At 39.8% G+C, this 14,308-nt stretch carries 10 protein-coding genes; 2 read left to right on the forward strand and 8 right to left on the reverse strand.

Going from position 1 to position 14,308, the window contains the following annotated elements; all coding sequences use genetic code 11:
• Positions 1-35: 35 nt before the first annotated feature.
• From DBR43_RS04675 to DBR43_RS04710, 8 genes are all read right to left on the reverse strand, one after another.
• A complete protein-coding gene (locus tag DBR43_RS04675; RefSeq protein ID WP_124578373.1) occupies positions 36-1,340 on the reverse strand; it encodes an HlyD family secretion protein in 1,305 nt (434 codons plus the stop codon).
• On the reverse strand, positions 1,330-3,522 hold the full coding sequence (locus tag DBR43_RS04680; protein ID WP_124578376.1) for a peptidase domain-containing ABC transporter: 2,193 nt from the start codon (positions 3,520-3,522) through the stop codon (positions 1,330-1,332). The genes DBR43_RS04675 and DBR43_RS04680 overlap by 11 nt, the downstream gene beginning before the upstream one ends.
• A 1-nt stretch (position 3,523) precedes the next feature.
• On the reverse strand, positions 3,524-4,606 hold the full coding sequence (locus tag DBR43_RS04685) for a hypothetical protein (RefSeq protein ID WP_124578378.1): 1,083 nt from the start codon (positions 4,604-4,606) through the stop codon (positions 3,524-3,526).
• Between the two features lie 201 nt (positions 4,607-4,807).
• The gene (gwsG, locus tag DBR43_RS04690) at positions 4,808-5,740 is read right to left on the reverse strand and encodes a grasp-with-spasm system ATP-grasp peptide maturase (protein ID WP_158622426.1); all 933 of its coding nucleotides are present in this window, start codon (positions 5,738-5,740) and stop codon (positions 4,808-4,810) included.
• Between the two features lie 113 nt (positions 5,741-5,853).
• On the reverse strand, positions 5,854-6,051 hold the full coding sequence (locus tag DBR43_RS04695) for a hypothetical protein (protein WP_124578382.1): 198 nt from the start codon (positions 6,049-6,051) through the stop codon (positions 5,854-5,856).
• Positions 6,052-6,085: 34 nt separating this feature from the next.
• A complete protein-coding gene (locus tag DBR43_RS04700; RefSeq protein ID WP_124578384.1) occupies positions 6,086-6,286 on the reverse strand; it encodes a hypothetical protein in 201 nt (66 codons plus the stop codon).
• 163 nt (positions 6,287-6,449) lie between these two features.
• Positions 6,450-6,653: a hypothetical protein gene (locus tag DBR43_RS04705; RefSeq protein WP_124578386.1), complete on the reverse strand. Its 204-nt coding sequence runs from the start codon at positions 6,651-6,653 to the stop codon at positions 6,450-6,452.
• A 604-nt stretch (positions 6,654-7,257) separates the two neighbouring features.
• A complete protein-coding gene (locus tag DBR43_RS04710) occupies positions 7,258-9,387 on the reverse strand; it encodes an alpha-N-acetylglucosaminidase (protein WP_124578388.1) in 2,130 nt (709 codons plus the stop codon).
• A 209-nt stretch (positions 9,388-9,596) separates the two neighbouring features.
• Between DBR43_RS04710 and DBR43_RS04715 the strand changes: the two genes are divergently transcribed.
• On the forward strand, positions 9,597-11,939 hold the full coding sequence (locus DBR43_RS04715; RefSeq protein ID WP_124578389.1) for a beta-galactosidase: 2,343 nt from the start codon (positions 9,597-9,599) through the stop codon (positions 11,937-11,939).
• A gap of 449 nt (positions 11,940-12,388) precedes the next feature.
• Positions 12,389-14,302 (forward strand): histidine kinase, encoded by a 1,914-nt coding sequence (locus tag DBR43_RS04720; RefSeq protein WP_124578391.1) that lies wholly within the window; start codon positions 12,389-12,391, stop codon positions 14,300-14,302.
• Positions 14,303-14,308: the final 6 nt, after the last annotated feature.

Raw genomic sequence — 14,308 nt, forward strand, 5'->3', positions numbered from 1 at the left:
TAAAGTCATCATCAGATTTCAACCCTTGATTCACATTAATTGTGATTTTCAGTAAGTTTTCTGATTTGATAAAAGAACCGTTCAATTAATCTTAAATCTTGTGTTACAATTTCTGCGTTGCCTTTTAATTCTTTGTCAAAAATCAGGGTTTTGTGGTATGAGGTGGTTAACCCTTTGGGTAAATTAACATCTACATAATAATTTCCTTTTTCATCCGGAGTGAAGGAAATATTTTGTACCCGGCCTTCTACAATTCCATATTCTTGAAAACGATAATTATCCAGTTTGATCAGCACTTTTTCGCCGCGTGCTATTTTACCCGAGTTGGCTGCAGGAACGATCATTCTGCCAATTAAAGCTTTTTTGTTGTCTGGCAGTATGGTTAAAATAGCATCACCGCTTTTTAAAAATTGATTTTCACCCCAAAATTGCTGAAAACTTGCCAAACCATCTGTTGAAGAGATGATTAAATAATTTTGTTCCCATTGTCTTAAAGACCTTTTCAATTGTTCAAACAATTGTAAGGTTTGCAAAGCAAAATTGCTTTTGTCCTTCTCATGATTAATGTTTGTTCCGCTTCTTGTTTTATTGAGATTTGCAATCGCCTCCTGGGTTTGAGACAAGGAAATTTCTATATTTTCCAAGCTCTGCTCCGCCTGTATAAATTTAATTTTTTCACTCTCAAATTCGGAAGTCGAAATTACTTTTTGGCTTACGAGTTGCACCGTCCGCTGATAGTTTTTCTTAATTAGCTCGAATTTCGCCAATTCCAGTTTTTTTTGCTGCTTTAAGGCGACTATCCTGTTTTTACTGGCATCGATATTTTGCTCAGTGGCCTTGTTTTCCGGTTCATAGGGTTTTAGGCTGACAAACAATTTCTCGTCTTGAAATGCCTTTGCAAAATTATTATAGTCAGCCTGAAGCTCACCTAATTTAAAAGTTGATATTTTATGAACAGGAAAAGAGGACATATGAGCTGGTGATATTGAATCAATTACTTCTTTAAGCTGTAAAATGTCTTTATAATTAGCGGTAGACTGTAAAACCATTAAAACCTGGTTTTTTTTAACTTGTTGATGGTCTTTGATAAAAATCTTTTCCAGTTTAGAATTTATTCGTGCTTCTAGTTTTTCCGGAGGGTTTTGCGAGGTTACGATAATAGTTGCAGGCACAAATTCTGGATATTTGATGAAATAGCTCATCATAAAGATCATTAACAGAATCGCCAAAATCACCACATTGCCCCAGCGGAACATCCAATGTGGTGGCTCTGCCAAAACATCCTGCACACTCTCCGAGCGAAGATTGATCTCGTCTAATTTATCTTTTTTAGTTTCCAAGTTCGAGCTGATTTTTAATTAGTCTGTAATATTCTCCCTTTTGGGCCACCAAATCCTGGTGATTGCCCTCTTCGATAACCTTTCCCTTATCCAGTACAATAATTTTATCGGCATGTTTAACGGTAGATAGCCTGTGCGCAATAACGATAGCCGTTTTACCTTTAAAAAACTGTTCCAGGTTTTCGATGATGATCTTTTCGTTGTTGGCATCCAGGGCGCTGGTGGCTTCATCGAAAAAAATATATTCGGGCGACTTGTAAACTGCCCTGGCAATGAACAAGCGCTGTTTCTGACCGCCGCTTATCCCGACGCCCTCATTCCCGATTTTAGTATTGTAACTTAGCGGCAAACTTTCTATAAAGCCCTGTATGTTGGCAATTTCGATTGCTTTTCTCAGTTTTTGCTTGTCAATGGTATCTTCGCCAATGGCGATGTTGTTGGCGATGGTATCGTTAAATACATAACTTTCCTGCATCACCACCCCACAGTGATCCCGCCAAAATCTGGGCGAAATATTCTTCATCTCGGTACTGCCAATTTTGATATCACCCTGGTTAGGTTCGTAAAATTTAGTGATGAGTTTTAAAAGCGTTGTTTTACCACTACCACTGGCCCCGACTATGGCCGTGGTTTTTTGATAGGGTATAACCAGGTTTAAGTCCTGAAAAACAAAAGCATCAGAACCCGTATATCTAAACGAAATATTGGTTAACTCGATATCTTTTTGTGGAATTTCAGAGGCATACTGTTCATCACTGCTTTCCTCGTCTTTTTTATCATGTATTTCGCCCAGACGTTCAAGCGATATTTTAGCATCCTGCGTTTGTTTAATAAAATCTATTAATTGCAGTAAAGGACTATTGAGCTGCCCGATAATATACTGCACAGAAAGCATCATCCCAAGGGTGAGGTTTCCACTTAATACCAGTTTTGCGGCCAGGAAACTTACCAGAATATCTTTAATCTGGTTAATGAAACCTCCACCAACAGATTGCCATTGCTCTAAAGAAAGCGCCTTTATTTTGATTTTAAATAACTTTACCTGTAAAAACTCCCAGCCCCAGCGCTTCTGTTTTTCAGCATTGTGCATTTTTATCTCCTGCATACCGTTAATGAGTTCGATTACGGTACTTTGCTCTTGCGCTACCTGCGAGAACATTTTATAGTCCAATTCTTTCCTCTTTTTAAGAAAAAAGCTGATCCAGACAATGTAAAGTATTGCACCAATTAAATAAACCACAAACAGACGGTAATCGTATACCAAAAGCACAATGCTAAAAATGATGAGATTAACCATGGAGAATAACGTATTTAACGAGGAGCTGGTTAATAATTGCTCAATCCTGTGATGATCGTTAATGCGTTGCATGATGTCTCCTGTCATTCTGGTATCAAAGAAACTGATGGGAAGTCTCATTAATTTGATAAAGAAATCTGATATGATGGAGATGTTAATCCGGGTCGAAAGGTGCAGTAAAATCCAGCTTCTGATAATATCAATGCCCATTTTGCCCATAAAAAGCATCACCTGAGCCAATAAAATTAAATAGATGAAATTAATATCCTGATTTTGTATTCCAACGTCTACAATACTTTGGGTTAGAAAAGGGAAAATAAGTGACAATAAACTTCCTGCCAGCAGTCCGATTGCCAACTGGATAACAAGTGATTTATATTTAATCAAATATCTGGATAGGAATGAGAAACTTGTTTTTTTCTCCTCCTCCTCAAATTCGTTTTTATAAAATGATGGACTGGTTTCTAAAATTAGCGCAATACCTTCTTCGGTTTTTTCATTCGCATTTTCGCCGATCCAATGTTTAATGAATTCTTCTTTTGGGTAGGTGATTAAGCCATAACTGGGGTCTGAAATATAAACCTTTTCGGCTTTATCAATTTTATAAACCACCACATAGTGGTTTTTGTTCCAATGTACAATACAAGGCAATGGCGCATCTGCAACCAAGGTATCAAAATCTATTTTAACCCCTAAAGTTCTAAAACCTAAATTCTCTGCGGCGTTGCTAAGCCCGAACAAACCACTTCCTTCTCTGGTAGTTTCAGATAGTGTTCGTAAATGCTGAAGCGGAATACTTTTTTTATGGTATTTTGCTATAATACGCAAGCAGGTAGGACCACAGTCTTTTGCGTCTGGTTGTTTATAAAAGGGGAATTTTTTCATTCTATTCTGACCAGATTTTATTAAAGGTTTCGGATAATTTGTCTTCATTTATAGCACAACCTGATGCAGATACAGTTATCCCGGATTCATTTAAATCAAGGTAACCTTCTTCATAGTTCCACCTGGAAATAAAAGGGTTATAAGCACATTCAAAATGATGAAACCAGTATTCGGCTCCCTTGTCAGGCACGCGTATATCGGTACACATATATCTAAATTCGCAGTGTTGGCAAACAAGGGTTTGATTCTTGTTGAGGTTGCCAAGCTCCAAAAATTGATTGCTATTGATGGTTTGATGAAATTCATCATAGCTCATGGAAGTAATGTTGCCGAAACTTTGTGTATTATTAAGTCCGTTCTTAATATTGCCACTTTGGTCAATATAAATTTTGCCGTTGTAATACGAGTGTTTGTTATAAGCTTCCAGAAAAAAATCCTGATTTACAAACAATTTATCTACGGTAAGCAGCTGTTGGTAGTCTCCAAAACTTTCAGTAAAAAAGTTGTAGTAAATGTTGTCTTTCAGTTTGGTGTGCGCCTTATCTGTCCCAAAAAAATTAACTGAAAATATAGCAGGCTGCCGAGCCAATTCCCGCTCATATTCGTCAAGTTTTTCTGCATCAAATCTTTCAATATAAAGATATATACCATCAATTTCCAGATAGGCAAATGACTCAATCAAATTGATTAGTTTATCGTCTATTTGCGCGGAAATTATACTTAAGTTTTGAAGGTGATTCTGACTTATAAAATCTATAAATTTGTTGCTCACATCGACATGTACTACAGCATGCGTTAGCTGGTTAGTATGATGTAAGGCTCTGGATATTTTCGGAAATCTTTTCTCTTCCTGAGCAGATGCAACCTCAAAAATAACCTCTAAATTTAAAAGAAACTTTATCAGTTCGCTACGCTCAGATTGATCAGAAATCCTATCAAAATTTATAAAGCCATCGGTGTTTAAAATATGGTAATGCTCGATTGAAATAAAATGATAGTCTTTGCGACCCAAATCGTAAATTATAGCCCTGTTAAACCCAATTACCGGAATGCACAGTTGGTTTCGAAGATATAATTTCATCATATCGGGGATTTAAAGTATAGGTCAAGCTGTAAGCAATTGGTATGATAGATTTTAGAAACCCTCGTTTTAATAAGGTAGGTAGGTTTAGGCTTTTTTACCAATGATTTTATGTGCAATGGTGCTTGCCCGGTATCTATTAGGTCTTTTATTTTTTTCATAGGTTTTATCGATAGGGATTAATCAAATCAGATTGGGTAAAAATTAAAGTGCCAGTGCAATCTCTTTCTCCAAATTGTAATTACAAGGGCTTGATACCATACCAAACTGGCCAACTGGATTTAAGTCTAAAAAATAATATTCAGCATCATCACCAGAGTAAATCACATCAAACGACGCACAGTTAAGTCCGTATGCATCAAGCATCTTTTTTAGTTTTTTTTCATATGTTTTTTCTAAGCTGTACGGTGCAACCCTGTTTGGTTTATCTCTATCATAATTCCTGAAATCGACATTGGTATTGCTATTGTTTTGGGAGAATATGGCCATGGCGTAAAATTTACCATTTAGGTAAAAAACCCTGATCTCATAAGCTTTAGGAATGGCCTGCTGAAAAAAAGTGGGCACAAATTGGTTTGGGAGGGCATCAATATCTTCACGGTTAACCATTAAGGTATAGGCCATATGTGAGAAATCTTCCTCGTCTTGTAACGAAAACGGCGTGCTAATGGGCTTAGAAATAATACGCTTTTCTTGCTCGAAAAATTCAGCAACTGTGTTTTTGCAGCCCGTAACTAAGTATTTAGGAGCTAAAACACCGTATTGCTGACAAAGATCCATTAAATATAGTTTGTTGATATCGCTGTTTTTGAATCTATTTACCGAAGGGATTTTATCCAGCCTATGATAAAAATATTCTATCAGGGCGGTATGCTCAGTACGCAGGTAGTCTTTAATTAAAACGTTCTTAAATTTGGCAAAGAGATCCAATCCGCCCCTGCGGTACCACATTTTGGTAATTTGGCTGCTCAAAACTGTTTCCCCATTTATGGCGATGGCAAAATCTGAAGAGGTAAGCCAAAGAAGTTCCAATATGGTATCTTCATTGATTCGGATAAACGGCTTTTTGAGCCGTATAAGCCAGCTGATTACAGAACTGGTAGAATAATCACTGTTAATTGAAAATATTAATATCACGTAACTCGATTTTATAAGTTTTAATAGCCAGTTTATCCAGCCACCTATGTTTTGCCTTTTATTAATGAAACCACCAGGCTTATTATTGCCCGGTGGTTAATTGAACTAGTCAATTATGTTTGCCATGATGAAGTAGCGGGAGAGCCAATTGTTTGGCCCTGATCGTTGTACATTGTTGTTGTTTTATCGGCACAATGGTCACCGTAGCTATATTGGCTGCATACAGCGTGGCTTCCCATAGCAAGGCCACCGTTAACCCGGCAGTTATCCAGCTCTATTTTTTTCTTCAACAATTTTTTGCTGTTTTTCATATTTTATAGATTAAGGTTGTTTAATGGATGGTGATTATGGGCAATTTGAGAAAAAGCACTCTTCAACGAGTTGATTCCCATCTGTCCGTACTTCTGCTACTGTTAAAGTACAACCGTTAGGGTATGTATGGGTTGTGTTTACGTTTTTGTAAGTTCCAGCCGCCGCCAGTCCACCACTAATTTGACTATTCTTCAGTTCGATTTTTTTCTCGAACAATTTGTTGCTGTTTTTCATTTTTTTCTGATTAAGTTTCGTACTTCATTATTCATTCGATTGACAACTTTTAAATGTTTGAAACTTTAAAGATTATCCTGATAGCTTTGACATATTTTGCCGCCATCGCTAGACCAATTGATAATCAAGAGATCAAATTTTAAAAGTTTAGAATAAGCAGTGACTAGTTTCCTGTTAAGGCAGTGTTGTAACCAATTGGCAGGTTAGTCCCAGGTTGGTCAAAGCCAATGTCTGTACAAGTATCAGGGTTCTCTCTTGTTCCTGTTTCTGCTACAGATAATTGATTGCTGAATCCAAGTTTGCCGCCGTTGATTTGGCAGTCTTTTAATTCGATTCTTTTTTCGAATAAGCTTTTGTTTGTTTTCATAATAAAACTTGAGTTTAATAATTAGATCGCCAACGTACCCTGGCGTTTGGGTTTTTGCTGATCAGCCATTTATAACTGCGTGTTTTGTACGTCTACAAGCACATGATATAAATTGCATATTTAGGTTGCAATTAAATCCCGAACCAAGGGTTACACGTTTAATTACATCTTAAAATTCGGCACAAACCATTAATAACACAAGTGAGAGTTATTATGTGAGGGCTTTGAACCCATATTCGTAAAGTATCTGAGAATATTCGCTAAGGAAATTGCTGAAGCATCCTTTTATTTCTTAATATGTAATTAAATATAACATAAAATGAATTTGAATACACCTAAGCGCAATTAAATGCATTTCATGTAAAAAAACAAAACCTTAACCATTGAACTGGTTTTGCCTGATATCCGAGAAACTTTTTACCATTCCATCCTCCGTAAGATAGAAAGCTATTCCCGCAACAAGAACTATAACGTAATTTTTGGCCAGTCATTTGAGAACCCGGAGCGGGAAAGACAAATCCTGGACAACATGACGAACCTCAGCGTGGATGGTGTTCTGATATGTTCAATGATTAATCCTGCAAGGTTATTGAACAGCTGTTTTTCATTTTAGAATTTCAGCAGTTACCTGATCTAAAGGCTTAACCGGGTTTTCTTTTTTGAGCTCCATATTTTGTTCTACCCATGCCCGTTCCCACCAAAAAAAGTCGGGAGCCTGAGTGGGCTTCCCCTGCAGGGTATTTTGCAAATGGGTGATGTACATCTCCCAGCGTACCAGGTAATAGTCTTTCATTAGTCCTCCCCATTCTTTATAGGCATATTCATGGAGATTATCTTCTGCCGGAATGTTTTCTCCCCAGTAGGTGATCAGCATCATGGCATTTTTGATGTTGAGTTTTTTCTCTTCTTCCGTCTTTCCTAAACTTAAGGCCTGGGTTTTGTAAGTATTTAACCGGTAATAAGGATGGACAGACAGCAGCTCATCTGTAAGACGGATCAGGTCCAGAAACTGAGCAGATATTTTGCTAAACTGTTCCGTGTTTTTCTCATTGTAGGCCTTTACCATCGCTTCAAATACCTGTTCCCCATCATTGGCTAAAACCTGTCTTAACACATTGATGAGGTCAATCTGATAAGTATCGGAGTTTTTAAATTCAGGTGCTGCTTTTGCAAACTCCATGGCCGCTGCTTTAAATTTTACCAGATCATAAGTCCTTACACGGGTTCCCCAGCGGGAGGCCGGTTTGGAATCCAGCGCAGGGCGGATACAAAACACCGATTCACTTGCCCCCTCCTGATAACCTGGAATACTTTGATAAATGGTTTCCAGGAATCCCTGCCATGCCAGATCAATATGAGGATTTGAACTTCCATAACGATATTTAGCATAGCCATTCAGCCATTCTTTCACATCCACATGGTCTTTTCTCCAGCCCAGCTCCAACATCAGATCGTATACCGGAGGATTGTTGTTGAGCCCTTCGGGCATAATCCCTACCCCTTTTAACACATCTTTATACGGGCCTTTTCTGATCCGGTCTACTTCATCTGCAAAGCGTTGCAGCTTACCATACAAACCTGGTCTTTCACCGAAATTGTTTACCACACCCCAGATAAAGGGTGTAGAATCATAACCCTTTCTTTTCTCCCAGTTATTGGTGAACTCACCAAACAGTTCCTGTACCAGCACATGTGATTTATCCAGGCCATCCAGCATTTGTTGTTTAGGATTGTCCTGCCAGCCCTGTAGCACCCATGTTGATCCGGGAAAGCTCTTTTGCATCTCTGTCTGAATTGATTTCCCTGCCGCCTTTAAATCTATACCAGCTGTAATCCCACCTTCATGAAAAGGATCTCCCGCAAAAAAACGATTGTTTTTGCCATATGCTTTTTGTAATTCCTTATAATATATTCCCGCTATTCTGGAAAATTCAGGACGGTCAGGAACTAAAATATCCGGACGTTTAAATGCACCCCAGGTTTTCTGGTCAATGATCTGCGCCTTGCTCTTTTCTTTTAAAGATCCTGGCACCATACCATAGAAACCTTGCAATACCGGCTCTATCCCCAGTTCTCTCATCCGTCCCATCATCTTTTGCTGTAAGGCTTTCCGGCCATCAATCTGGCTCTGAGGCATCGGGCCTCCCCAGCTTTGTATATTACCCATCAGCCACCATGCCGTATATGCCGGGCCAACTAAAAAATCATTTACTTCCTGATCAGTGTATCCAATCTGTTTCAGTGTATTTTGCCATACGGCTTCCATCCCATTTACAGTGAGCATCAGGTTTACCCCATTTAAGGCCATCCAGTCCAGCTCATGCTCCCACTCTTTCCAATCGTAAAAGCTCATGGTATAGTTATAGGTACAATAGTTTAAGGCATAACGGTATTTGGCCGGAGCCTCCACACGTACTTTTTCTTTAACTACAGGAATTGGATAAACCGGAGCAAGATTATCTCCCATGTGCGACATGGAGCGGTTACAATAGTATTTTAAATACCAGTTCAATCCCACTGCTGCTGCATTTGGTCCGGAAGCACTGATGACCAGTTTATCTCCTGAACTCTGCAATTCAAACAGGTCTTTCTGATCGTCTTTCAGCAGTTTAAACACCACCTGATCTGCCAGCCAGGGCGTTCTTCGTTTCAACAGTTCCTGCACCGGTTTAAATTGCTGCGCCAAAAGGTTCAAAGGGAGTAAAAACAACAGCACACAGCTAAATTTTCGCATAAAAAAGTTTGATTTTCTACTTTAAAAAGACCGAAACTAATTAAAATATACGGCAATAAAATCCCGAAAAAAGCCCTTTAATCCAGGTAAAAACTACACAATCGATTGTTCTGTATCGTGCAATCGTTTGTGTAATTTTTCAAATTTTATTTCTTATTTTTTTGCTTAGCATTGTAATAAATGTCCTTGATTTCACCATTACTCTTTATATGAAGAAGCAACTAACCGGTTTATTATTTTTTATACTATCTGCATCCTGCTTTCAACCTGCTGTTGCCCAACAAGCGCAGGATGCACCTTTTAAGATTAGTACAGAATCCTTTGTTTTAAATGGTAAACCTTATGTGATCCGTTGCGGTGAATTACACTTCGCCAGAATCCCAAAAGCCTACTGGAGACAGCGTTTAAAAATGGTCAAGGCCGTTGGTTTAAATACCGTTTGCGCTTATCTGTTTTGGAATTTCCATGAAACCAGTCCCGGAAAATTCAATTGGGAAGGACAGGCCGATGCGGCCGAGTTTTGCAGAATCGCACAGGAGGAAGGATTGTATGTGATCCTGCGTCCGGGCCCCTATTCCTGTGCCGAATGGGAGTTTGGCGGTTTCCCATGGTGGCTGCTGCAAAAGAAAGACCTCAAACTACGGACCCAGGACCCTTATTATATGGAACGCAGCCGCCAGTATTTAAAAGAAGTTGGCCGGGTGCTGGGTCCTTTGCAAATTACCCATGGTGGCCCGATCCTGATGGTACAGGTAGAGAACGAATACGGAAGCTATGGCACAGATAAAGATTACCTGTTAAAGCTCAGGGATTACCTGAAAGAAGCCAATTTTGATGTTCCTTTTTTCACCTGTGATGGCGTAGTCCAGCTAAAAAACGATGTCCAGAAAGACCTTTTTGCAGTGGTCAATTTCGGTAGTAATCCGGAAGCGGGCTTCAAAGCTTTACGCGAAGTACAGCCCGAAGGGCCTTTAATGTGTGGCGAATACTACCCCGGATGGTTTGATTCCTGGGGCAATGCCCATCATACCGGCTCCAGCGACCGCATGGTCAAAGAGCTCGACTGGATGCTGGAACAGAAAGCCTCTTTCAGCATTTACATGATCCATGGAGGAACCTCTTTCGGTTTATGGGCCGGTGCCAATTGCCAGCCCTATTTGCCCGAAACTTCCAGCTATGATTACGATGCCCCAATCAGTGAAAACGGATCGGCTAACCCTAAATTTTACGCCTTGCGGGACATGCTCAAAAAGCATCTTCAGCCAGGAGAACATCTGCCAGAGGTACCCGCAGCCATACCTGTTCAGAAGATCGCAGCATTTAACCTGACTTCAGTAGCTCCGGTACTATCGCAATTGGGTAAGCCTGTACTTTCTGATACCACGCTGTATATGGAAGACCTGGGACAAGGATATGGAATGATGGCCTACGAAACCACGCTTCCGGCCGGAGCGAAAAGCACCCTTGATTTTACAGCAGTCCATGACTATGCCGAAATATATCTGGACCAGAAACTCATTGGCGTATTGAACAGAATGAAAAATGAGCATAGCATCGTTATTCCTGCACTGTCAAAAAACACCAGACTCCGCGTATTGGTAGAAGCCATGGGCCGTGTGAACTATGGTGATTACATGCACGACCGCAAGGGACTACAAGCTGAGGTTTACCGCATTTCCAATACCGGAAAATTGCAGCTCAAAGGATGGAAACACTATTCCATTCCCTTAGGAGAAGGCAATCCGGCTTTCAAATATCAAAGCATAACAACGGCCGGAAAACTTAACGAACCAGCATTTTATAAAGGTAGTTTCAGCGCCAGACATAACAATGATTTTTACCTGGACATGCGCTGGTTCAAAAAAGGCGTGGTCTGGATCAATGGACATTGCCTTGGCCGCTACTGGAATATTGGCCCTACCCAAACCATGTATGTTCCAGGGGTATGGTTAAATGCAGGAAAGAATGAAGTGGTGGTACTTGACCTTCACCGCCCTGTTGCCCCACGTTTACAAGGCCTGGAAAAACCAATTCTCGATAGCCTTACGGAGGTAAAAGCCATGAGCAGCAACCATCGCAAAGCCGGTCAACAGTTTGGCAACAATACGGGCAGTATGATCTATAGCGGAACAATGGAAAATTCTGCCAAATGGCAAAACTTTACTTTTCCTTTGAAGACGGGCAGGTACATCGCCATAGCAGCATTGAACAACTTTGCTGAAGATGCCTATACGTCAATGGCCGAGCTGGAATTACTGGATGAGAACGGCAAGCAAATTCCAAGGAATTTATGGAAGGTAGTGTATGTAGACAGCGAGGAGCTGAAAAGCCAGGATGGTAAATCTGAAAATGTTTTTGACCTCCAATACACCAGCATCTGGCATAGCCAGTGGAAAGACAACAGCCCTAAACATCCTCATCAGATCGTGATTGATTTAGGTGCACAAACCAGTATTAGCGGGATTAAAGTGTTGCCCCGCCAGGACATGGAAACAGGGAGAATCAAAGACTTCAGACTTTACCTGTCCGGCAAACCGTTTAAAGGCTTATAAATTGTTAATGCAATTACAAGTCCGGGAATTCTTTTTCAGGATTCCCGATGCTCTCTCTTTCCTCCTGATCATCGGATTCTATTTTTCTTTTCTTCAGATAGAGATATTGGGTGGTTTTAGGAATAGCATATAGCCTTTGTGTGTGTATGTTTGATCATCTGACAATTTCAGATATCAGCTAAATCACCACGAATATCCATTCATACATCCCGGAAATCAATTTCATGTTTATCGCCAGACAATAAACACATAAGTTAGCACCAATAGTCTAATTGCAAAAATAAATTTCCTGAATATTTGTCTTTGATGAAGCAGCAATTGCTCTGAATGCGAATAATGAAAAATCGTTAAAGAAACCTCATTTGTTTCTTCAAAAGCTTGCTATTTTTACACTTGAAATAATTTAACAGATCGCCTTTGCAACAACTCAAATAACTAATACCCCATTGATGAATATAAGAATTGTTTTTGCTTTATTTTTTATTTTATCGCTGCTAATGGCTTCGTCTTGCAGGCAACAAGAGCAATCTAAGACTGATCAGGAGACTTCACTTAAACCTAATCCTAAAACAGATTACCTGGCCCTTGCCATTTCTCTGGATACCTTATCCCGTGCTGAATATAGAAAGCGCATTAACGAGGAAGAACATCTGCTTCGCTCCGCTTCAGATGCTCATGGCAAAGCATTTTATCATTATTTCAAAGGCCTAAAGTATGAAACGGAAAAGCAATTGGATAGTGCCCGCATAGAATATGAAAAAATGGCTGCAACTCAGCCCGGAGATGAAATCGATCTGCTCAAAAGCTATAAATTGCTCGACCTGAGCACCAACTATGGTGTGATTGTGGAATTTCCGGTAATGAACAAAATACTTGCGCTCCTTAAAAAGGCAGAACAGGCTGATAGCAGGATTACTTACCACCTTTACGACCTACTGGCCAAAGCGTACTTTCAGAACGACAATGATAAAGAGTCCCTAAAATATGCCGAACACTATTATAGTAGTCATCCTTACAAATTTCATCCGGAAATCAAACAAAGGTATTACGACATCTCATACCTTCTTGCTTACAGAATAAAGGATTATGAGAAAATGATGTCTTACAATGTGATGGCACGTAACCTTGCCTTAAGTCTGCATGACAGTCTGGCCATAGCCCGTACTTATGACAATGAAGCGCAAATATATGACAGCAAAGGGCAATTTGGAAAAGCACTAGCCTCCAGCAGGGCCTATGTGAATTACCTGAAAAAGACCAACAACCTCAACGACATCGCTTATAGTAATCTTGCCACCAGCTTTATTCATAATCAGATGATGGATTCTGCGATTTACTACTTTAAGAAAGCAATCGTACTCTCAGAAAAAAATCCAAAAGGCAGAAAAAAACCGACTTATTTCAACGGACTTATAGAGGCATACAAGGCAAAAGGTGCATATGCTGAAGCCCTGGATGCCGCAGAATCTGCTTCCAGGCTGCAAATCCGGGACCTTTTAGAAAGGGACGCCGTAAAGGTGGCAGAAATACATGAAAAATATAATACAGAAAAGAAAGACAGGAACATTGATGACCTAAGGAAGCGGAATGAACTTAGTGAAAAGATTATCCTTCAGCAAAGATGGACTATGGGCCTGGCTTTGCTCGTTTTTGTGGGACTGCTCTTATTTTTCTATATTTTACACAGGCAATACCGCTTAAAGGAAAAGAATCAGCTGCTACAGTCGGAAAATAAGAGGCTAAACATTGAGCAAAAACTCCTGCAGGTACAGCTAAACCCACACTTCATTTTTAATTCCATCGCCAATCTTCAAAGTTTGGTTGCAACAGGCGACAGAGATGAAGCAGGACGTTACCTGACCGTTTTCTCGGGACTCCTGAGGAACATTTTAGAACAAAACCGTAAAGATTTTATCAGTCTGGAAGAAGAGATCTCATCGTTGGATAACTACCTCTTGCTACAACAAATGCGCTTTCCAGGTCTTTTTGAGTATCAAATCATCCTGGATGAAAACATCTATGCTCCGGACCTTCTCATCCCACCCATGCTGTTACAACCATTTGTTGAAAATGCAATAGAACATGGCTTTAGGAATATTGATTACAAAGGGCTTTTGTCCATATCATTCCGTATTGAGAATGGAGTAATGAACATTATGGTAGACGACGATGGGATAGGCTTGATCAATAAAGATATTCCTAGCCCTAAGAAACAGTCGCTGGCAAGTATTATCCTAAAAGAAAGGCTGGACCTGCTTTTTACATCCCCGGGTCAGGAAGCAAAATTTGAGATTGAAGATAAAAAACATAAAAAGGAACATGGTGTTACCGTACACATCATCATCCCTGAAATAAAAGAATAAACCTGA

It is taken from the genome of Pedobacter sp. KBW06, assembly GCF_003852525.1.
GTDB lineage: Bacteria > Bacteroidota > Bacteroidia > Sphingobacteriales > Sphingobacteriaceae > Pedobacter.